This window comes from Arcticibacterium sp. SM2516 (genome assembly GCF_057914865.1).
Window position 1 is genome coordinate 4,714,988 of the sequence record NZ_CP195290.1, and the last position, 23,931, is coordinate 4,738,918.

Consider the following 23,931-nt stretch of genomic DNA (forward strand, 5'->3'; position numbering starts at 1 on the left):
TTTTATAAATCCCAGGCTCCATTCTCATAAAACTTCAAAATTTTCTCTTGAAGCAAGAAAGCATATTTGGCTTGAACTAAATTCGAATTTGCTCGGTCGAAATTGGTCTTAGCCAAAATAAACTCTATGGAATTCAAAGTTCCGGCATTTATTTGAGCCTGAATAGCGTCTATATTTTCTTGATTTATGGCCACCTGAGAAAGTGCGTTGACGTATCTTTCAAAGGCTAGCTCATAATTTTGAATGGCGGTTTGCACGGCCTGATTTACCTGAAGTTTGGTAGCGGCCAAATTGTTCTGTGCTATTCTTTTTTGAATAGAGGCAGATTGAATCCTTGGGTTAGTTTGTAGTCTTCCTAAAATCGGGATACTTAAACCTAATGAAAAAGAAGCATTCCGAGAGCCGTTTATTTGCTCAAAAAATTCTTGTTCAGGATTTGAAGATGCGTAAAAGGTATTCCAGTCTGCCAAAAAGCTTAGACTTGGAAGTTTACTGCCTTTTATTGCTTTAATTCGGCTATCGAAGCTTCTTATCTCAAAGTCTGCCGCTTTAACTTCTGGTAGATTTGAAAGAGCGTTCTCCGCTAGTTCATTACCATATTTTTTAGCAACAATCTCTGCATTCAGCGTTTCAAATTGTGTGTTTGAAGCGAGATTGGCATTCATTAATTGAAACAAATCTAAACGTGCGGCTCTTAAATTCCCAGAGGCTGTGATTTCTGAAAATTGGTCATTGGCTACTTGTGTTTTGATTTGTAATTCTTCTGTTTTTCCTAAGACACCCGCACTAACTCTTATGCTTATTTGGTCCAGCTGGGTTTGAGAAGTTAGTACTTGATTTTGAGCAATGGCAAAGAGTTCCTGACTTGCCAAAACATTCAAATATGCCTGAATAATTCTGATAGTCAATTGGTTTTGGGTAGACGCTAAGTTAAGTTTTTCTGATTCTACCAACAGTTCGTTTTGACGAATAGTGCTTTGGATTCTAAAACCTTGGAAAAGAGGTTGAGTTAGCCTTGCTTGGGCATATGTACTGTTATATAGGTCATTGATATAATTGTTTGTGAACCTATCAATACTTCTACCGGTATTGGTACTTTGGTAAACATCCACACCCATAGTAGGGAATCTTAAACTTTTGGCTTCGGATAAACTGGCATTGGCAGCTTCTGCCGTTAAAACGCCTGTTTGATAATCTGGATGGTTTTTTAAACCTAATGCTATGCACTCTTTTAAGGAAATGCTTTGGGCACTAGCTATGCCGATGGCAAGGCTGAAAAAGAGGGTTATATAAAATTTCATATTTCTAATCTGTGAACTGTTTTATTAATCTACCCAGCCGTCTTTAAGTCTTATAACTCTATTGCCGTATTCGGCGTTTTTTTCGGAGTGCGTTACCTGAATGATGGTGACACCGTCTTTTTCGTTTAATTCTTTAAAAACTTTCATAATGTCGTCCGCTTGTTCGGAGTGAAGGTTTCCTGTAGGCTCATCTGCAAAAATGACTTTTGGCTCTGTTACCAAAGCTCTGGCAACACCCACTAACTGCTGCTGGCCACCCGACAGCTGACTCGGGAAAAGGTCTTTTTTAGCAACAATGTTAAAACGGTCTAGAATGTCGGCCACTTTGCTTTTACGCTCAGAACCAGAGATTCCTTTATACAGCAATGGCGTTTCAATGTTCTCATAAACGGTTAGTTCGTCAATCAAATGGTAGGCTTGAAAAACGAAGCCGATGGCGTTTCTATGGAGTTCTGTTCTTTGTTTTTCTTTTAATTTCTGAACGGGTGTATCCATAAAAAGATATTCTCCTTCAGAGGCTTCTTCTAAGAGCCCTAGAATATGCAGCAGTGTAGATTTTCCAGAACCTGATGGTCCCATGATGGAAACGAATTCACCTTCTTTTACTTCAACATTGATGTTTCGGAGCACGTAGGTCTTTCCAAAACCAGCTGGATAGTATTTTGATATGTTATTTAGTTTTATCATTTATTTGCTTTGAGCCATGAGCTTGATATTGTTTTCTATTGTTACATCGAGCGAACTCGAAATGTCCTTAAATTTATTTAACCCTGTCAGTTCGAGTAAAATCTGCCCTGTCAGTTCTAGCGAAGTCCCTGCCTGTCCTCCTAACGGCGGATAAATCGGCAGACGGGGAGAATAGTCTTACCTATTCTAAATTAACCCATCGAATCTATAACAAGTCCTTGTCTGTCGCTCGGACTGACAGTGTTATAAGTTCAGAACTCTCTTAAATAAAAACAAGTGTTATACTTTTTCATAATTTGTGTTGGAGAATGACCGCAAAGTTTTTCTCTTCTGCCATTTAATGTTCTTAAATAATGCCAATAATTATAATTAACACGTTAATAGAGTATTACGCTGTTTTGGAGTAAAAAATGTGTCCGAAAGCGAACGCTCTCGTTCGGTGACGAACAGCGAAATATAGAAAAACCAAGTAAATTCGAATCTCTAAAGGAGAATCATCACAAACGAATTAAAATGCCGCAAAAAATAATCATCGATACGGATCCAGGAGTAGACGACGCCATGGCCATACAGTTTGCACTAAACTCACCTGAGTTAGACGTGATTGGGCTGACCACCGTTTATGGAAACGTGAATTTGGAGTTGACTACTGGAAATGCATTAAAACTTTTAGAGGCGGCAGGCAGAGGTAATATTCCTGTAGCTAAGGGTGCTGCCAAACCATTAAATAGACCTTTTGGGGGCGGAGTGGCTTTTGTTCATGGAGATGATGGTTTGGGTAATATTTTTCGCCTAGAAAGTAGTTTGAAACCTATAAGCCTTTCGGCGGAAGATTTTATTATTGAACAGGTTAAAAAATACCCAAATGAAATCATATTGGTTCCTTTGGGGCCTTTAACCAATATTGCTTTGGCATTGAAAAAAGCTCCTGAAATAGTAGAACTGGTAAAAGAAGTGGTGGTTATGGGAGGAAATGCTTTTGCTCCAGGAAACGCTTCACCATCAGGGGAGGCCAATATTTTAAATGACCCAGAAGCCGCAGACTTAGTTTTTGGTGCCAGCTGGCCAGTCACCATGATTGGTTTGGATGTAACGGAGTCTACTTTATTAACAAGTAAGGATGCTCGGGAGATACGAGTGGCTTCCGATTCGGTGTTGAACAAGATGGTGTGTGATGCCTATGTTTTTTATGAGAAGTTTAATACCACCAATAATAAAATTGACGGCTCGTTTCTGCATGACCCTTCTGTGATAGCTTATTTGATAGATCCCTCCATTTTTTCGGGGGAAAAGTATCCTGTGAGGGTAGAGACTCAAGACGGGCTTAGTTTAGGGAAAACTTGGGCATTTATTGGCGATGAAGAAGCTTTAGCCAGACCAGCTTCAGAGCCATGGCGTGGAAGGCCTGCTGTTAATGTAATGCTTGAGGCAGATAATGCAAGGTTGGTGAAGCTTTTGAAAAGTAGATTGAAATAGAGTGGCTGAAATGCCCTAGGCTTGATGTAAAATGATATCGGTTCACTTCTATAATTTAATAAATAACCTTTGATCCAGCTTTTGGATGTTATTTTGTTCGAAAACCGGCGTTTCTCAAACTTTCGAAAAGCTGGGCTGTGGGTACTATTCCAGCTTCAGAATTGATATCGAAATACCAAAACGTTTCCAACTCTCCACGATGCATGGAACTATTCATATCGCCACTTTGGGACTTATGGCATGACTTTACCCAGTCGGCCACAATCATGTAGCTGTGACTGTTATTTTCTCCAAAGCCAAATGATCTGTCGAAGTAAAAAACAGGTGCTTTTTCTGAAATTTTAGTCTCAGGAAAACCCGCTAACACATCATATTTATAGGTGTAGTTTTTATTTAATGCCCTTCCTCCCAAGACGATAGGTTTTTTAGGTGATTTTAAGTTTCCAACTCCTCTAATTGCCAAAATACTTGCCGTTTTATGATGTGCATGTTGCTCGGCACTAGGTACTAAACAAAAAACAAAATCGTATTGGCCTTCTTCTAATATTTTATTTAATTTCTCCTCGCAAAAAGCCATATCCCAACGCTTTCCTTCAAAAAAGGGTTTGGGATCTATTTGATAAAAATCATCCAGCTGGTCAAAAAAGAAAAAATTTCTAATGCCCATAACCTCACCTGCACACAACAATTCTTTCTTGCGTAACAAAGGCAGTTCGGCCCTACCTGTAGCCGAATCCGTAAGGTTTTTATTATAATACGTCGAAGCCACTAACCCATTATATCCTCCAGAAGCATCAGTAATAAGAGCTAAGTCTACAGTGCCCTTAAGTTCTCTTGTTATTTTAAAAATAGTAGCTGGAAACATCGTTTCGTCGTCTGGGTGAGCGGTAACAATTAGAACTTTGGGACCTTGGGAAAATGAAGAAATTGAAAAAAAGAAAACCCAAAGAAATGTAGCAAATGCTTTCATAATGAAAAGATAAAGTAACCGGAATGGTTTATATTTTTTACGCTTAATAAATATAATGAATTAGTTAAAAACATGCTGTTCAAGAATAACTATAAATGAGCTAATAGTTTTCAGTTTCCTCAGAAACGGGTGTCGGATTTCTGCAGCTTCAGAAAGTGGGCATGATTCTTACAAGTTTGTAGCTGATTATACTTTGTGCCACTAGCATACGGCAAGCAGACAAATACTTTTACGCCAAGTATTTAATAAGGAATGTTTTTCCTTGCTGTGCTTCTGATGAATACAAATGCATCCACTAAAAAAGCTGAAACGCAATGGGCTTATTATGAAACGAACGGGGTCTGAAATAAAATGTTTTCACACTATTTCCAAACGCTTGATAAATTCAGCCGAAGAGACTTTAGAAAGGGGATTTCTGTCTCTAAAATAAGTGGACTCAAAACGGAATCTTGGATGTAAGGTTAAGGGAAAGAACCAGCTGACTTTTACTAAAAAAAGCCGCTGGAAGAATTTCTCTCCCAGCGGCTTTTTAAAACATCGCTTTTTTTACTCTTCAATTCTACGAAGCAAATAACCCGGGGCATCAAACGCGATACCGTTGTCAATCATCAATTCGTTTTCACAAATTCTGATGTTTCCTCTGATGAAGTTGTTCTCATTAAGATCGGTACCAAAATCGTCTGTGGTGATTACGATGGAACGGTAGCCATCATCTGAAACATTATCATTGATGCTATATGCATTTGTGAAAATATTTTTCCCAGCCTGCGTTACAAATACACCACCGTCTTCTTTAAACTCAATCTGGATATTTGGAACCTCTACGGTAGGTATCATGGTGATCATTCCTTTCAACTGCCATTTTCCCACTATGATAGTTCTAGCGTTTTCTATGGTAGGCAGGTTGTCTTCCACTTGCTGGCCCACGCATTCAAAATCCTCCAAAGGTTCTGCTGTAATAAATTCCACATTGCCAGCGTCCTCCGCTTCCACATTGTCGTTTTTACAAGCCATAAAACTTAAAATACCTAATACCAATAATACCTTTTTCATGTGTTTGAATAAATTAGTTTATATAGCTCTATAATGTTTAAAGGTGCCAAGAAGTTGTATTACAATATTGAATTATTTAAAAACTGATTTTACGGTTATTCACTTCTTAGGCTTTCTACTGGATTTGTCCATGCCGCCCTAAGAGATTTAAAGCTAATGGAAATAACGGCAATCAAAGAAGAGATCCCTAGAGCTATTAGAAATAAACCTGGGCTAATGTTTATTTGGAACTGAAAATCTTCTAGCCACTTATTTGTCAGCCACCACGCTAAGGGAGAGGCTAATAAGAAGGAAATGATGAGGAGAACGGAGAATTCTTTGCCAAACATCCAAAGTATGCCTGCACTTGTACTTCCAAGTACCTTTCTTACCCCTATTTCTTTGGTTTTTCTTTCTACCAAAAAGCTTATCAAGCCATATAGCCCCATGGCTCCAATAAAAATGGCTATCAATGTAAAAATCTGAATGAGGCTTAAAATGGTTTGTTCGGTTTTATAAAAGTTCTTTAATGAATCATCTACAAATTCATAGGTAAATACGGCTTCTGGATTTAAAGAAGTCCACACTGCTTCTATTTCTTTTAGTGTTTGAGCCATATTATAGGGCTTGACTTTTACCGCAAAATTCCAAAATACATCATTGAAAGAACCAATTCCCAAGGCGGAGATATCTCCATGCATGGATTGGTCATGAAAATCCTTAACCACGCCCACAATCTCAATATTTTCTATTCCAGACACGGAAACTCTTTTACCGAGTATTTCTTCAGAAGTGGCATAATTCATTTTTTTAATAAAAGTCTCATTCACTAAAATCTCATTGGCCGTATCTGATGCACTGATATTCCTACCTGCCAATATTTGAAGACCAAAAGTTTTGACATAATCTTCATCTCCTGCCTTAACATTCATAGAGAAAGCCTCCTGTTCTGCTTTTCCTTTAAAAGTAATGCTGGTTCCCCAAAGGTTATTGGAACTTGGTGCTGCAATACAGACCGTAGAACCATCAACTGAAGGTATAGCTGCTAGTTTTTCTTTAAAAACTTTAAAGTCTGAAGGTTTCATTCCAGGAGCTACGGGTATCATAATCTGTGCTTCTTTGTCAAAGCCTAAGTCTGCATTTTGGCTAAACTGCATTTGTTTAATAATAACCAGCATCCCTATTATAAGAACCTGAGAAATGACAAACTGTACTACAATAAGCGAGCGGCGGAGGTTAAAACCACCAATACTTACCTGAGCCAGCTTTCCTTTCAGAGCAGTTATGGGTTTGAAATTAGAGAGAATCAAACCTGGATATGAACCAGAAATCAAGGTTGTTATTAAAAATACTCCAAGGATGAAGGATATTATTTTGATATCTAAAAAGATGGCAGTGCTGATTGTGGAATTAAAAAGAGCATTAAGAGAAGGAAGAAGTAAAAAGGCCAGCACTATGCCTAGAATAGTAGAAGTGAACGCTATGATGGCGGTTTCTGACATAAATTGCCAGAAAAGTTGCCGCTTTTTACTGCCCAATGATTTTCTTACCCCTACTTCTTTTAGTCTATTGGCCACCTGAGCTGTAGCTAAATTTACGAAATTTAAGCAAGCCGACAGCATCAAAAACAGACCTATGATTCCCAAAGTCCAGAGCGTCTTTTTGGGCATGGGGCCGTTATAGTTGGCATTGAAATGCATATCCGATAAAGGCTGCAATTTATAAGTATGGACGTTTGAGCTGAAAGGTCTGTACTTCGCAGGAAAAGGAGCCATGGCCGCTTCTACCTGAGTTGGGTTTACACCATTTTTAAGTTTAATAAAAGCCTGCATACTGGAAGTTATACCTCCCCAGGAGTCTGGATTTATAAACCAATCATTGTATTCTTTTAAAGTAATATAGGATAGGTATATCTCTGTTTTTTGAAAAGTGTTGGTAGGTAAGTCTTTTAAAATACCCATCACAGTAAAGTTTATGGTGTTATCCATTTTCATGGATTTCCCTATAACATCCGTATTTCCAAAGTACTTTTTGGCTATTCGCTCTGTGATAAGAGCTTTATTGGGCTCCTCAAACTCTTTGGTTATGTTCCCATTAAACATTGGGAAATTAAAAATGCGGAAGTAAGAAGGTTCGGCGAAGGCCACACCCTCATTTTCGATAAATTTTATATCATGATTTACACTGACTTGCAATTTGTCGAAAGTGGCTATTCGGGCAATTTCTTCTTCAAAATCAAATTGGTTTCTAACCACTTCTCCCAAGGGACTTGGAACCGCAGGTTGGTACGTTTTAGTGTCTCGCTGCTGTTCGGTTACTATTCTGTAAATCTGACTGGAGTCTTTATGAAATCCATCAAAGTCTAGATGATAAACGATAAATGAGAAGAGGAGAATACAAGAAGTAATACTAAGCGTAAGGCCTATAACATTAATCAAACCGTAGGCTTTGTTTCGCTTTAGCGTTCTTATGGCAATTTTGATATAGCTTCTTAGCATGATTTCAGATTTTATTAGATTACCAATTCTTTTCATAAGTACCCTTGCTAAAGTAATGCCATTTGTGTTAACTGGTTCATAATCAGTATTTAAAATTGAGTTTGTTGAATAAAAAATGTCCGAAACCGAACGTTTGTTCAGCCTCGGACACTTTTTATCCCGCCTTATTCATTAGGAAATCTAGTGCGTAGCTAAATTGCTTAAAATCAGTTCGTAAACCCATTTAAACTCAAACACCAGAACTCATCGACATTAGCTTATGGTAAACCGCTATGCTAATCTCGTTTAAATGTCTGATTTATTCCACTTTAACTAATCATTACGATACTCCAATGCATAAACCGGGTTTATTAATCTCAAAATATAGAGTCTTAGTTGATATTTACATGCCCAGCATTGGCAGAGATTTCCACATTTGCACCGCCACCATTAATGGTTCCATGTACATGATTTTTATCAAATTTTCCATCAAAATTTTTGTAGGCCATGGTTACCCTTCCGCCTTTTATGTCCAAGTTCATTCCTTTGTCCATAGGCATATTTACATTAATACCACCAGCACTGGTATGCAGAACCAAGAATTCACCTACTTCTAAAATATCAGCCGTAATGCTTCCACCACTGGTGCTTGCCTTAATACTGGCCGTCATTCTTTCCATTCTGATAGAGCCTCCAGAAGTTCCTGTAATGAACTCGCCGTCTATATCGCTAGCCTTAATACTTCCACCACTGGTATGTGCATCTATTAATCCGCTTAAGTCTGCCAGCGTGATGCCACCGCCAGAGGTTCTTAATTTAATGTCTCCTTCTGCATTTTTTACAGTAATGCTTCCTCCGCTTGTGCTAAGTTCTACTAAGTCTTCCATATTAATTCCTGTGATACTTCCGCCAGAAGTACGACCATGAATTTCACCGCTCAAATTTGCAAGGTTTAAACTTCCTCCACTTGTTTTAAAATTAAGGTTTCCATGAAGATCTGATAGCGTAATGCTTCCGCCACTGGTAAGTAAATCTGTGTCAATGTGCTCGGGAGTTTGTATTTTGAAACTGATACTTAAGCCCTGCTTCCAATTATTTGGTTTGGTTGATTTGGCTTGACAAATTAAGGTATTACCCTCTTTACGGACATCCAGAATATAATCTTTCAGTCTTTCCTCAATCTCCGAATTGGTGAGACTATTGAAGCCGTTATTCCCTTTAATGTATACTTCTACTACAGTTCTTCCAGCATTGGTGCCTGTAACTTCTATATTCCCTCCAGAGGTATTAACTTCTATTTTTTTTAGGTCAGTACCGCTAAAGGTTTTTGCTAGAAAAGGGTCTTTTTGAGCAAAAGTGCTCATGCTGATAAGTGCTGTCAAACATAATGCGATAAGCTTTTTCATAATTTTTATTGATAATAGTTTTGAATAGATGGCGTTCATAAGAACTTCTTTATTTGCTGTGAGATGAGGTTTAGGTCAAATAGGTTGCAGTAAGGCTTTTTGTTTTGCTAAATCTTCTCTTTTAACAAAAGTAATGGGCACAAATTCTTCCGTAGGCGAGCCAATAAAATAGAGGGCCCATTCTTGGTCATAGCCTTTTAAGAGTTCACTAATACACTCAGCCCTGTGAACAGTAGGTACAGAACAATCTTCCCAATAAAAGAGCTCTACTCGGTAGTGTAATTCTTGTTTTTGACCATTGATAGTCACCTCAATTTCAACTTCTTGTTTTCCATTGCCCGGAGGAATGGGAATTGCGATATGTGCCATTTTGAATCAAATTTTAAGTTTTAAACAGGGTTTTCCATACGGTAGAAAGCACTCTAAGTCTTACACTTGCTTTAAAGCCAAGGTTATGCCAATTTTTTTAAATAATTGCTAACCAGTATTTTCTGGTGTATGTATTCTTGCTTTTGTGTCCGATTTCGGACAATGTTTTAGTAATAGGGCGGTCAAAGTGCTGAAAATTTGAGCATTCTCTTCCGATGAGAAACTGATTCAAGTAGATTAGCGTTTTGATAAGTAATTAAGAAAAGTAAAAATGAAGTTAGTTATTTCTCCTGCCAAGACATTAGATTATGAAAGCCCATTGCCAACAGAAAAATTTGGCACTCCTAGGTTTCTAAAAGAAACCGAAAAGTTGAATGCGGCCTTAAGAACAAAATCGGCTAAAAAGCTCTCTGACCTTATGGATATTTCAAAGGCTTTGGCAGAGCTCAATAGAGAAAGGAATTTAACAAGAACAGAATACTATACCTTAGAGAATGCTCGTCAGGCTGTTTTTGCTTTCAAAGGAGATGTTTATTTGGGTTTAGATGCCTATACCTTAAATGAAGAGCAGATAGATCAGATGGAAGATAAGCTTAGAATTCTTTCTGGTCTTTACGGACTTTTAAAGCCTTTGGATTTAATCCAGCCTTACCGATTAGAAATGGGCACCAAACTAAAGGTGGGCAGTAAGCCGTCCTTGTATAAGTTTTGGGATAAGAAAATAACAGATTCTATCAATGAAGAATTGGAGGATGGAGAGCCATTTATAAATTTGGCGAGTAATGAATATTTTGGTGCGGTTAAGCCCGAACTACTTAAGTCGCCAGTAATTACACCTGTTTTTAAAGACTATATCAAAGGCAACCTCAAGGTAGTGAGCTTTCATGCTAAGAAAGCAAGAGGCATGATGGTGCGTTATGTACTAGATAAGAATATTGAGAAAGCCGAAGACCTTAAAACGTTTAACTATGGCAATTACGAGTTTGATGTAAACGCCTCTTCAAAAGAGGAATTGGTTTTTGTAAGGTAAGTTTCCGCTCTTATTAATGAAAAGAGCGGAGTTATTATGCCACAAAATGCCTTCTAGAAGACTTTTTGTGGCATTGTAGAATTAGTTACATCCGCCTATTTCGGCTAAAAATACGGTTTCCTTATCTGCAAGAAATCCTGGTAAAAGCACAATGGTTTTGGCTCCATAAGTCGCTTTTCCCACTCCAGTAATTTTATTGCTTGCATTTATTCTTCCAGATAAACTTGAGGCTGTTTTATTTTTGGTACCCGTGGAGAAATCATCATCAGAGCTAATTAAATCTAACAGAGATAAGCATGGCAAACTTGTTACAGTAACTTCCACCGAATTAGAAATGTTACTTGAACAATTTGCCTCTGTACAGGTAGCAGTGAAAGAAGTGGTATTGCTCAAAGCAATAGTTACAGAAATGCCTGTCAAATCACCTGGTGACCATGTTATTGTTCCTGAACATCCGGTAGCTGTTAAAGTAGTATTTTCACCATTGTTGATATTCATTGGATTCGCACTTATTGATGGCGGTGATGGAATTGGGTTCACCACTACTTCCTGAGTGGCAACTCTTGGACTTTCAAGGCCACCTAAATAACATGTGGCATAGTATGTTTTTGTGCTTACCGGGTTTAAGTTTAAACTGGAGCCACTTCCAATGGAAGTACCATCCGTGCTCACATCATACCAATTGACTGCTCCTGTACTACAGTCGGCAGTTAAAATTAATGATTGACCTTCACATAAAACGGTGACACTGGCACTAACATCGGTAGGCAAGCTTATTGAGCCAAATTCATACGCTCCCAAATCTACCGAGGTTCCAGAAGCAGGCCTTACTTGACCTAATATGTCTGTGTTTTGAGCACCCGTAGAAGTGCCTATATTAATAACAGGCGAACCTGATAGAAGCCCAAATCCATCATCTGCCGTCCAGTATATTCCATCTGCTCCTTGGGGAAGGGCTGCATTAACAAAGGTTGGGTTTTGACCTGAAATATTTCCTGTTCCTGATATAGAAGCTTGCGTAGAAGTATAAGTAATATTTGCCGAGCCCCCGTAATTCATATTATCAGCACCGCCGAAATTAGCGGAATTGCCATAGAAAACACTATTTAGAATTGTTGAATTAGAACTAGTGGCATTAAATACTCCTCCACCAAACTGGGAAGCGGCATTGCCATAAAAAGTGGTATTGGTAATTGTAGGGAAGGCATAATTATTTGCAATACCAGCACCTAGTTGAGCCGTATTATTTGCAAAGACGCAATTGATAACTTTAGGAAGAGGAGCTGCTCCTCCAGATGTCCCATCGGTACCAAAGCCGCCACCAGCATAGGAAGCTGCGTTTTGAATAAAAAAACTGTTTTTGACAATTGGACTGGATCCTATAGAATTTCCAATACCTCCACCTTGCTTTCCAGAATTAAGTTTAAATAAGCACTTATCTAGGGAAGGCGAAGAACTGGCATTGGCCATTCCACCTCCACCAAAAGCTGCTGCGGAATTTTGAATGAATTCAGCATTTTTAATCATTGGGTTTGAACCAACATTAAACAAACCACCACCAGTACTATCGGCAATATTGTTTGTAAAAATGCAATCTATAATCGTTTGAAATCCGTTTTGATTATACATTCCCGCACCATACTTGGCTTTATTATTTCTAAATGTAATATTTCTCATCTGGGTCGCTGTTACTGCAGACATAAGCCCACCTCCATAACTTCTTTTGGCTTGAATTGAGCCCAATGTCAATTGTCCTGTACCATTTGCGTTTCCATCCTGAATAGTAAAACCATCGAAAACGGACTGATTGCTCTCAATAGCCACCATGGCGACATGGTAAGTATTATCAGAAACATTGTTTAAAACACCCAAATCGCCACTTAATATTGTTGGGTTATGGGCTCTGGTGGTGGAGTCTCTTTGGGTCAATGCCGTCTCAGTTCCGGCAAAACTTCCTATAATCACTTTATTGGAAGGCAAGAAAAAGCTTTTATCTCGATTATCTGTTGGACTAGCATTTCCTGATGGGTCTTTGCTGGGTAAATAAGTACCCCCGGCTACCCAAATAGTATCGAAACAGCCATAATCTAAGGCAGATTGAAAATCGTGGAAGGCATTTGTCCAGCTGCTGCCGTCGTTGTTTCCAGTGGCACTAGCGTCTACATATATTTTGCTTTTATAGGGGAATGCTGAAACTGAAACCACCGTAATTCTTTCTATGGTACATTCGCCTATGCTGATTGTTACCGAATAAGACCCGGACGCCGCCGCCGTGGCATTGGCAATTTTAGGATTTTGTTCTAAGGAACTAAAACTCTGCGGACCTGACCACGCATAGGAGTCTCCACCGGAAGATGACAATCTCAGGGTGTCTCCGCCGCAAAAAGATACTAATGGCGTAAAAGTAACTCCTGAAAAATCTGCCACATCCATGGTTATTTGGTTGGAGTAGATGACGCAGGCGTCGCTTACAGTCACGCTTACTACGTCGCCATCATTGAGTGTGCTTGTGCTGAAAGTCTGGTTAAGGCCACTTTGCTTTGCTACGCCATTTACAGTGAAAATCGTATTTGGAGATGGATATAAATTGCCAGATATGGATGCCTGAAAAGTCACCGCAGTGCCAGGGCAAATTTGACCTACAGCATCAGAACTTAAAGTTACTGTAGGATTGAGTATCGTCACCACTACAGAATCATTGATGGTACAGTGGGCATTTGAAATGGAAACATAGTAGGTTCCAGAAAGCTCTGGTCCAGCATTGTTAATTGTGAAAGTACTATCGCCTGCGTAGTTTGCTGCGAAACTGTTGGGACCTGTCCATACATAAGAATCACCTCCATTTGCCGAAAAAATCAAGGTTTGTCCCTGGCAAATATTAACTTCATTTGAGGCATAATTTACAGGAACAGGATTGACGGTTACTTTTATTTGGTTTGACATAGCTTCACATATACCATAAGTCATGTAAACGCGTATAGAGTCTGTATCATTTAGTTGGTCTATTACTAAGTCAACGGAACCATATTGAACGCCTACACCATTGATAAGGAAAGCATAATTTACGCCTTCGCTTATATTTTGGCCTACAGCCTTAAAGGTTAATTCAGTGCCATTACAAATAGGCCCGCTGTAATTAGAAGTGAGGCTCACACTAATGGGCAGTGGAGTATGATTGGTTTCATACGCACCCATGTCTGTCTGGCTCTGCTCAGTGCGGTTTTCATTTTTAAAATCAATATTTGTTGATATGGTGTTTGTGCCCGTATTAACGGCTGGGCTACAATTTTTAGGAATCAAACCATCATCAACAGAGCCTAGAATTCCGTCAATACCAGCGGGGCTATCAATATTATTGAAAAGTGGATTTTGTTTAAAGAAGGTATCTGTAAACTGAAAGCCGGAGATTGTCCCATTTTCGGGATACTTACCTTCTGAAATTTCATGCTGAAGTAAGGAGTTTTCTATGAATAAGCGATACCCACTATTGTCAAATAGTATATCTTCTGCAAAGCTATTATTATTGGCAGATTTAATATTTTGCTCAAAGATGGTATTTACTATTCGCACAGAATCTGATTGCTGGATTTCCATTCCACTTCCTCCGTATGACGATATGTTTTTCACAAAAGAACAGTTTTCAATAAGCGATTCGTTTGTAATACCTGATGTAATTCGAAGTCCGCCCGAATACCAGGAGGCTGTATTTTTATAAATAATGCTATTTCGCAGAATGACGGCACCTTCGCTACTCATTATACCACCTGCAAACTGAGATGTATTATTAGAAATGACAGACCGATCCATTGTGATTTTTGAACCAACTATTGCCAAAATGCCTCCACCATATGTCTGGGAAGCATTGGAGTCTATCACGCAGTCTATAAATTTAATATCTGAGTGATTGGTGATATAAACACCTCCACCATTATTAGAAGAGGTATTATCTTTGATGATGCAATTGGCAATGGTAGTGGATGACGAATCTATATTTATTCCGCTACCGTTATTATAATACAGAGGCCTTCCATTGACATAGTGAGAACCAAAAACATCACCATTTCCTCCTGAGATTGTAAAGCCATCTAGAAGGTCTTCTGAAGTACCATTGCTAATAAGGACCACATTAAAAGCATTATCAGAAATATCATTTTTAAGTCCTAAATCTCCACTCAAAATACTAGGATTGGCCCTAATAACAGCCTTTGTTCTTTGACTTAAATCTGTTTCCGTTCCGGCAAAGCCTCCGTAGATTTTTTTGCCGTTCCGCAGTTTAAACGTAAAGGCTCTTGGGTTTCCGCTTGTGTAGCCGTTCACCGTCTTACTAGGATAATAGGTGCCGCCGGCTACCCAGGTTTCAGAAAAGCATGGATAGTCAAGGGCTGATTGTAAACTGGTATAAGCATCTGCCCAGCTGCTTCCATCATTATTTCCAGTGGCACTGGAGTTGACGTATATTCTTACATTCGGGTTTACTGCTAGTTCTGTACTGTCGGTACTATTACAGCCATTTGTACCTTGCACATTGATAAAATATTTGCCTGAATTGGCTAAAACGGCATTCTGAACAACTAAAAAAGAGTCTAAACTACTGACCGGTCCGGTCCAAGAATAAAACTCAGCTAGAGCAGAACTTGCAGTCAGGTTTAATGTTTGTCCTTCGCATATCGGAGAATTGCTGGTAATAGTAATTTGTGGCTTGCTTTTTATTTCGAGCAACGGTACAAAAGTGGTGTCTGAATAACAATCACTTGATTTACAAACTACACTGTAGGAGTAGGTGCCAAAACCTTTGACTACAATCGAATCTCTAAGCGTGTTGTCAGACCAAAGGGGGTTCCCAATAGGGCAACTTGCTTTAATAATGATGGAATCTGGGTCACAGATGGTGGTATTGCTAACTTCTAAGGTAGGGCTTACCGGTGTTTGGGTTATGCTATATAGATAAGCCCATGATATGGTGTCTGAGTTACAAAAACCATTATCGCATACAGCAGTGGGGATATAAGTACCAGGTGTTTTTAAAACCAATGTGTCTACTGCTTCATAATTAAACCACAATACATTTCCGCCGCCAAAGCAAGCCGAGCTAAAAAATAGGGTATCTGGAGTACATACACTTTGGGTTGAATGATTACCTATAACCGGAGCCTGTGGACTTTCTTTTATTTCAAAAGTAAATTCATCGGATTCATTGATACATCCATTCAAGTCGCATTTGGTAGAAAAAGTATAGACATCTATATTTTTGAGAATTATAGAATCTGTGGTTGATAGATCAGACCAATGTATATCACCGGATAAGCAGGAAGTACTCAAAACTACGGAATCCGGGGCACAGGCGTACGTACTGGTGGAGGCTAGAATTAGAGGCTTTGATGGTAGTGCTTTAATTTGTAATGAGACATGAGAAGAGGTGTCTGAAGTACAGCCATTTGCCATACAGGAGGCGTACACGTCATAGGTGCCTACAGAACTGAAAACTAGGCTATCCAAATTAGAATTATCAGACCAAATGGTGTTTCCTGTTGAACAATTTGCCTTTAAGACAAGAGAGGCAGGCTGGCAGACTACGAGTTCCTCGGGAATAGTTGTAATGTTTGCATAAACGATTTGATGAATTGTTACTTCGACAGTATCACTCGGGATTGAAAAATAATCGCCAATTTGACAAACTGCAAAAACTTGATGAACACCTGCGTTCATTATAATTACGCTGTCTAATCTTGTGTTATCATACCAGATAATTTGACCTAGACCACAACTCCCATATACAGCTATTGAATCTGGTGCACAGGCGATATGTGTTGTAGGGCTTGTTATAGTAGGGTTTGCGGGTGGGTCAACTATAGTTACTTCAATGGAAGCTGTTGTGCTACATGTACTCCCTGTGATAGTTACAGTATAGGTACCCGAATTAGCGGTTGAGAGATTACTAATTGTCGGATTTTGAATACTTGCTGTGAAACTATTTGGGCCCGTCCATGAATTACTCAGGCCTTGGGAACTATACAACTCCAGCGTTTCTAAATTTGTTAAAGGAGCATTAGAGCCAACCCCAATCTCATAAGCACCCATGTCTGTGAGACTATTGAATGTTCTGTTGAAGCCTATAATATCAGTAAGTTGTGTATTTAAGTTGCTGTTTGCACTGTCTACCGCCGGACTACATAGGCTAACAGCCAAACCATCGTCTGATGTAGCCCAAATGCCGTCTGATCCTATCGCATTAGCGGAATCTACAAATAAAGGATTGGAACCTGAGTTTCCTGTACCAGCAAAACCTCCTTCAATCATTGAATACGTGGCAGTGGCATTTATTCCTCCAGGGTTAGACCACAGTATAGAATTAGCTATGCTGGTTGAACCACCATACGCATAAAAGGGTCCACCAGAACTAGTTGTATTATTATAAATGGTACAATTCGTCAGACTACAACTTCCATACTGGCTGCCATAAACGCTACCAGTACTAGCGTTGTTTTCTGTAAACACTGAATTATAAATTGTGCCGTTTGAAGAGTTTACACTCCAAATTGCTCCACCATTTCCACCATCATTCTGGAAAAAAACGCAATTTGAAATAACAAAACCAGAATTGTATTTAACAGAGACACCAGCTCCATTCCCCCCTTTATTATTTGAGAATATGCAATGGTCTATTTGTGGATAACCATAACCTATAAAAACTCCTCCATATCCCTGTTTAGCGGAATTATTTGAAATAATACTGCAATTTTTAATTTGTAAACTTGATTTTGTGCTGTTTAATGCAGGCCCATCATAACTGTTAATTGACTCTCCTTCAAGGTTTATGCTATGGCCATAGAAGTTTTGCCCTTTTGTAATAATAAATCCATCTAACCATGTATTGGCATCGTCCGATACGGAAATAATTACATGATAGACATTATCACTCATATCATCAGGTGTACCAATATCTCCACTCAGTACAGATTGATTGAGCTGCATTACATTCTTTGCTCTCTGTTTTAGGCTGAGTTCTGTTCCGGCAAAACTGCCAAATACTTTTACCTGATTTTTCATGGTGAAAGTAAAGTCACGGTCCGTAGTCCCACCACTACTTCCTGTGGGATAGGCATTTGGCTTATAAATTCCGCCTTTCACCCACACACTATCTCCCGCAGCGGAAGCATCTATCATAGCCTGCAAATCGCCTGAGGCATCTGCCCAAGAGGTGCCTATTCCTGTACCATCTGAAGCTACATACCTGATGGTGGCAAACGATGAATAACTGATTGTGAATAGGAAAATAAGTAAAACCAGTTTTCCTGCATTTTTATTATGGTTAAGATTTTTCATGCGACTGAGTTTTCAAATTGTTCTTGAATAGCTTTTAGTCTTCTTCTACTGATAAGTATATGCTTACCGTTTCGTAGTTTGATATAACTAGCATTCGGCTTTTCTTTGATTTCTTTTACAAATCTTTTATGAATGAGTATGGAGCGATTGGGTCTCAGATACTGTGACAAGTCCAAAAAATCTGCATAAAATTTTAGTGTATACCCAGAGGTGTGTTTTATTCCGTTTTCAAGATGGAATACGGAATAATTTTGGTCGGCTTTTATGAAAAGGATGGAACCTTCATTAGCAATCTGTTCTAAAATTTTAGGTGCATTCATGGCTATAAAGTTTCTATTTGATAAGTAACTTAATCCAGATATTGCATAGACTAAAAAAAAAGGGCTGAAACGCCGTGGAGTTGTGATGAAACAAGCGGGGCTTGTGATGAAATAAAAATTAGTGAAGGAATTATGACAAGGTATAAATGAGTTAAATCTATTGATTCTCTTTCATTTACTTTTAAAAAATGAAATGCAGAAAGCTTAATCAAGATTGGGACATTGCACAATTGTCGCCTTAAAAATACTATTAGAAAAGGTCTCAAATCCAGGGTTCAACAGGACAGAACCACCTGATTCAAAAATCACATCGGTTGCTGTAATACTTGTTGGATCGCCAATTTTTCTATTGGATAGTATGCTGTTGGTCGTCTTTTTCTTATGAACGCCAACTTTAAAATCATTTGCAACAGTTAGGTCTGAAGTTGCTACATTAATTTCCACTGTTGCACTTCCACCTGTGGAACATTGAACAGTATAGATGGTAGAGGTTATAGGTGTGAAATTGGCTGTACTTCCTGTTTGGGATGTAGTACCTCCAGACCAAGTGTAAATACCGGTACAGCCTGATGCGGTGAGTGATATGGATGCTCCTGGACAAATGGTAGATATGGTAGGACTAATAATTCTAAAACATGAAGCTGAGTATATATCTCCCGAAATTGTCCAGTTTTTATTGTTTATTAAATGGTCTCTTTCGGCCGTTGATGAACAATATTTAAGGTCAGTTGCACCTAATGTTCTTCCTATGGCTGAACCTGCATTGAAACCTCTGAGGGTGGCATCATAGTTTTCAGAACTCATTGCACAATAATTCAAGAAGCTTTCTAGGTTTACATTGGCATTTAGTTTTGTTCCCCATGCCCCCAAGCTTTGATTAAATGCAATAGGGTAAGGAAAAAACAGTACACTTTCAAAATTGAACATATAACTCATATCGGTCACGTTCGATACATCCCAAAGGCTTAAGTCTTGGTCAAAAGAACTTGCTTCTTGAAACATATAGCTCATGTCGGTCACGTTTGATACATTCCAAAGGCTAGTGACCTGATTAAAGGCCGTAGCTGCTTGAAACATGGCTTTCATAGAAGTTACTTTTGACACATCCCATGAACCTATGTTGCTTGGACCATTTAAGTTTGTGCAAGATGAAAACATGCTTGTCATATCAAAAACGCTTGTCAAGGTAGGGGAGTCGTTGGCAGTTATATTTAGATTGTAGCATCCGTTAAAAGCAGTTGCCATGGAAGTCCAGGCAGTTGTACCCCATTGTTTTACGTCAATCAACCTGCTTCTATCTAATCCATAATTCATGTTAATGCGTTGAAAGTTAGTAGGGTTAATGCTTAGATCTATAGTTGCCTCAGATGGTAAACCTGTAATAGTAGCGGTAGTTCCAGAAAATACACCTGAGCCACTTGTACCTGCTGGCACGGATACCCATGTATAGTTAACTATGCCTGAGGTAAGAACACCCATGCTTAATTGTGCCTCTCCCGTAATATCTGCTGAGCCTGATTTTGATAAATCCCAACGGGTTATGAATTGGGCATCAATATCATAAACGAACTGTGAAACTGCAGTACTTGTACTCGGTTCATTGGCACCATCACCAGCATAAGTTGCTGTGATTGCGTGAGTCCCTAAAGACAATGTTGTGGTGGAATACGTGGCTTCGCCAGTACTCATTGTTTGGGCACCAAGTATTTCTGTTCCATCTTTAAATGTAACTGTTCCTGTGGCGGTATTGGGCGAAACTGTAGCGGTGAAAGTTACGTTATCTCCTTCCTTTGAAGCGTTTAAATTCGAAGAGATAACAGTGGTAGTAACTACTTTATTGACTTCCTGCAAAACTATACTTGATGTGCTGCTTGTGAAATTGCCGTCGCCATTATAGAAAGCTGTTACTTGATGAGTTGCTACAGATAATTCTATGGTTGAAAACGTCGTTTCGCCTGCGTTTAATATACCAGTTCCCAAAATTTCTGTACCGTTTTTAAAAGTAACGGTTCCGGTTGCAGTATTGGGCAAAACTGTAGCAGCGAAAGTGACCAATTCACCTGCTTCTGAAGGATTAATACTTGATGCGAGATTGGTGGTAGTACTACAAAATTGAGTATCTCCAGAGATGGTCCATCCTTTACCTCCGCTTGATGTGCCTAATACTAAATTTGCTCTGTCTGATGTCGCTGCACAATACTTTAAACTGGTAGCCCCCATTGTTAATCCAGTAGGTCCGTCTGTATTGAAGCCAATAAGCGTAGCATCATAGTTGGCTATATCCATACCGGAATTATCTAAAAAACCATTTAAAGAGACGCTTGAATTAAATTTGGAACCCCAATTTGCCAAATTTTGATTAAATGCACTGGCTCCCAAAAACATAAAATTCATAATGGAAACTTTTTCCACATTCCATAAGCTTATGTCTTGATCGAACACACTGGCTCCGTAAAACATTACGCTCATACTTGTTGCCTTTGCCACATTCCAGCCACCAATATTTTGGTTGAATGCACTGGCTTCATAAAACATAAAACTAAAGTTGCTAACGTTCTCCACATTCCATGTTCCTATATTTAAAGGAGAGTTTAAAGTTGTACAATTTTTAAACATACGTGACATAGAACCAACTGCTGATAAATCAGGTACATCGGTGGCAGATATATTTAAGTTTTCACAACCTTCAAAAGCATCAGACATTGATATCCAGTGTGTGGTACCCCAGTGCTTGATGTCTATTAATCTATTTTTATCAATCCGATTTTTGAGAACAATTTTATTAAAATTTGTAGGGTCAATTTTTAGGTCTATAGTTGCTCCCGCTGGTAAATCACTAATTGTAACGGTATAACTGTTGAAACCAGTAAATGTCCCTGAACCACTTGTTCCTGCAGGAACTGATTCCCAGGAATATTTTACCTCCCCATAAGAACTAACTTCAAAGTTCAATTGAGTTGCACCAGATCCAGCTTCTGCCAAATTCCAGCGAGTGATGAATCTGGTATTAATGTTATTGACTACCTGTGAAACTTGCGTACTTGTACTTCCTAAAGTAGAGGCATCGCCATCATAAACGGCGGTTATGGAATGTGTTGCAACTGTCAATGTGGAGGTAGAGAACGTTGCTATTCCGCTCCCGTTTAGTGTTCCGGCACCGAGTATCTCTGTGCCATTTTTAAACGTCACTGCCCCTGTGGCAATATAGGGAGAAACGGTTGCAGTAAAAGTTACGTTGTCGCCTACTATGGAGGGGTTTAGATTGGAACTAACATAAGTGGTGGTTTCATACTTATTTACGACCTGTTGTATAGGGGAACTGGAACTTGTGGCATTTTTATTATCTCCATTATAGCTTGCTGTAATGGAGTGCGTAGTGCCGGATAATGAGTAGGTTAGGAAAGTCGCTTTACCAGCACTCACGTTTCTTGTACCAAGTATTACAGAGCCATCTTTAAAAGTAACTGTTCCTGTAGCGTTATTTGGAGAAATGCTGGCTGTAAAAGTTACATCATCTTCTATCAAAGAAGGGTTTAGGTTTGAGCTTAGAGTAGTGGTAGTGGTTACTTTATTTACTACCTGAATAATCTCACTTGAGGTACTGGAAACATAATAATCGTTACCTAAATATTTTGCTGAAATAGTATGTGGTCCAGCCGATAAGGTGGAGGTTGTATATCGATAAGTCCCGTAGCCCAACATCCCTTCATGAACAATTACATCATCAATTGTAAAAGAAGCTAAACCCTCATACATAATATTATCGGGGGAGATAGTAGCGGTAAAAGTCACACTATTGCCCACTAATGAAGGGTTATCATCTGAGCTAACAACGGTGGTCGTATTAATTTTATTTACCACCTGTGAAACCGGAGCACTCGTACTGGCAGTATAGATAGCATCGCCGTGGTAAACGGCTGTAATGGAATGGGTGTCAACAGTCAATATGTCTATAGAATACGTAGCGACTCCATTGCTAATAGTACCCCAACCAATAATATTAGTGGTTCCGTCTAAAAAAGCAACGGAACCCGTTGCAATATTTGGAGTAACGGTAGCCGAAAAAGTTACACTGTCGGAATAGAATGATGGATTAAGATCTGAGGATAGACTGGTGGAGGTGGGGCAGTGTTTTTTATCACCTGTGATGGTCCATCCTCTGCCCCCTTCAGCTATTGGCATCACAAGCGTGTCTCTTTCAGCGAAGGCAACACAATACTTCAAACCATAGACACCCATTGTTCTATTTGGAGGGGCAAATGTTTTGAAGCCAAGAAGAGTTTCTTCGTAATTGGCTATATTCATTCCACAATTGCTTAAAAAACCTTCCAAGTTTACTGCCACATTAAACTTTGGAGCCCAGCTTGTCAAACTTTGATTGAAAAGGTTGGCTTGACTAAACATATTATACATATCGGTTACATTGGCAACATTCCAAGAACCAATGTTTTGATTGAAAGCACTGGCTAGGAAAAACATTGAACGCATATTAGTTACATTGGCAACATTCCAAGAACCAATGTTTTGATTGAATGCACTGGCTTGGTAAAACATATAACTCATTTCGGTTACGTTGCCCACATTCCAAGAACCAATATTCTGATTAAATGCATTGGCTTTGTAAAACATTGAATTCATATCGTTTACGTTCGTTACAATCCATGAACTGATGTTTTGATTAAAGGCACTCGCTTCATCAAACATCCTCCTCATATCGGTAACCTTTGCCACATTCCATGAGCCGATATTTTGGTTGAACGTAGTATCAGAGCTAAACATATTACTCATATCGGTTACATTGCCCACATTCCATGTGCCAATGTTTTGATTAAAAACACTAGCACTGCTAAACAGCACACTCATGTCGGTTACATTAGCTACATTCCATAATCCAATATTTGTAGGAGAATTCAAAGAAGAGCAGCCTGCGAACATCCTGCTCATATCAGTAACACCAGATAAGTCAGGCACATCAGTGGCACTTATGTTAAGGTTAGAACAACCATAAAAAGAAGAATTCATAGATGTCCAAACAGCTGTACCCCATTGCTTTACGTCTATTATTTTGAATCGGTCGTAACCTAAATTAAGGACATCAAATTGTTTTAAATTAGCAGGATGGATACTGACATCTATGATGGCTCCAGCTGGTAAGTCTCTAATAGAGACTGCAGAAATGTTATCAGAAACGGTTCCAGAACCGGAAAGTCCTGTACCCGATGTTACTTCTTGCCAAGTGTAATTTACGGGACCACTTTTTCTAATGTTGAAATTTATACGGTTGTCTATAACTTCTTTGGATAAGTCCCAACGAGTGATAAATAATGTATCTTCTACTGGCGGTACATTTCCAATGATTCTATGATCCGATTCATGAGCATTTACATAGGCTATAGATATGAAAAATGCACAAAGTGAAATAATCCATTTTATAAATAAATGCGTTTGGACAGTCTTTTCTTGTAAGTAGTTTTTCATTCAGGAGGTATTTTAACGCTTAAGTCTGATCTGGTCAATACCTTTAAGCCCCTGTGCGATTA

Annotated in this window: 12 protein-coding genes; 2 read left to right on the forward strand and 10 right to left on the reverse strand. The window is 38.9% G+C overall.

The annotated features are described in order from the left end of the window. Nucleotides 1–2: 2 nt before the first annotated feature. Together ACSBFT_RS19525 and ACSBFT_RS19530 are read right to left on the reverse strand one after the other, a co-directional pair. On the reverse strand, nt 3–1,301 hold the full coding sequence (locus ACSBFT_RS19525; protein WP_489602097.1) for a TolC family protein: 1,299 nt from the start codon (nt 1,299–1,301) through the stop codon (nt 3–5). 24 nt (nt 1,302–1,325) lie between these two features. Then, nucleotides 1,326–1,988, reverse strand: a complete 663-nt coding sequence (locus tag ACSBFT_RS19530; protein WP_463047142.1) for an ABC transporter ATP-binding protein — start codon at nt 1,986–1,988, stop codon at nt 1,326–1,328. A gap of 513 nt (nt 1,989–2,501) precedes the next feature. On the opposite strand from ACSBFT_RS19530, the gene ACSBFT_RS19535 reads away from it, so the two are divergent. After that, nucleotides 2,502–3,464 (forward strand): nucleoside hydrolase, encoded by a 963-nt coding sequence (locus tag ACSBFT_RS19535; protein ID WP_489602098.1) that lies wholly within the window; start codon nt 2,502–2,504, stop codon nt 3,462–3,464. A gap of 88 nt (nt 3,465–3,552) precedes the next feature. Here ACSBFT_RS19535 and ACSBFT_RS19540 read toward each other — a convergent pair whose 3' ends face one another. The 5 genes from ACSBFT_RS19540 to ACSBFT_RS19560 form a co-directional block, all read right to left on the reverse strand. Beyond that, complete coding sequence (locus ACSBFT_RS19540; RefSeq protein WP_489602099.1) at nt 3,553–4,434, reverse strand: PIG-L family deacetylase; 882 nt, start codon at nt 4,432–4,434, stop codon at nt 3,553–3,555. A gap of 546 nt (nt 4,435–4,980) precedes the next feature. Next, a complete protein-coding gene (locus tag ACSBFT_RS19545; RefSeq protein WP_489602100.1) occupies nt 4,981–5,487 on the reverse strand; it encodes a hypothetical protein in 507 nt (168 codons plus the stop codon). Nucleotides 5,488–5,582: 95 nt separating this feature from the next. Further along, complete coding sequence (locus tag ACSBFT_RS19550; protein WP_489602101.1) at nt 5,583–8,000, reverse strand: ABC transporter permease; 2,418 nt, start codon at nt 7,998–8,000, stop codon at nt 5,583–5,585. A gap of 335 nt (nt 8,001–8,335) precedes the next feature. Continuing rightward, nucleotides 8,336–9,349, reverse strand: coding sequence for a DUF4097 family beta strand repeat-containing protein (locus tag ACSBFT_RS19555; protein WP_489602102.1), 1,014 nt, complete (start codon nt 9,347–9,349; stop codon nt 8,336–8,338). Between the two features lie 75 nt (nt 9,350–9,424). Continuing rightward, nucleotides 9,425–9,718 carry a hypothetical protein gene (locus ACSBFT_RS19560; protein ID WP_489602103.1) on the reverse strand — a complete coding sequence of 98 codons (294 nt, stop codon included), beginning with the start codon at nt 9,716–9,718 and terminating at the stop codon, nt 9,425–9,427. A 271-nt stretch (nt 9,719–9,989) separates the two neighbouring features. On the opposite strand from ACSBFT_RS19560, the gene yaaA reads away from it, so the two are divergent. Continuing rightward, nucleotides 9,990–10,748, forward strand: coding sequence for a peroxide stress protein YaaA (gene yaaA / locus ACSBFT_RS19565; protein WP_489602104.1), 759 nt, complete (start codon nt 9,990–9,992; stop codon nt 10,746–10,748). Between the two features lie 81 nt (nt 10,749–10,829). Here yaaA and ACSBFT_RS19570 read toward each other — a convergent pair whose 3' ends face one another. The 3 genes from ACSBFT_RS19570 to ACSBFT_RS19580 all read right to left on the reverse strand — a co-directional run bounded on the left by ACSBFT_RS19570 (nt 10,830) and on the right by ACSBFT_RS19580 (nt 23,869). Next, entirely contained in the window at nt 10,830–18,071 is a 7,242-nt protein-coding gene (locus ACSBFT_RS19570; RefSeq protein WP_489602105.1) for a choice-of-anchor Q domain-containing protein, read from the reverse strand. Beyond that, entirely contained in the window at nt 18,068–18,391 is a 324-nt protein-coding gene (locus ACSBFT_RS19575; protein WP_463047151.1) for a LytR/AlgR family response regulator transcription factor, read from the reverse strand. The genes ACSBFT_RS19570 and ACSBFT_RS19575 overlap by 4 nt, the downstream gene beginning before the upstream one ends. A 204-nt stretch (nt 18,392–18,595) precedes the next feature. Further along, nucleotides 18,596–23,869, reverse strand: coding sequence for a BspA family leucine-rich repeat surface protein (locus ACSBFT_RS19580; RefSeq protein WP_489602106.1), 5,274 nt, complete (start codon nt 23,867–23,869; stop codon nt 18,596–18,598). Nucleotides 23,870–23,931: the final 62 nt, after the last annotated feature.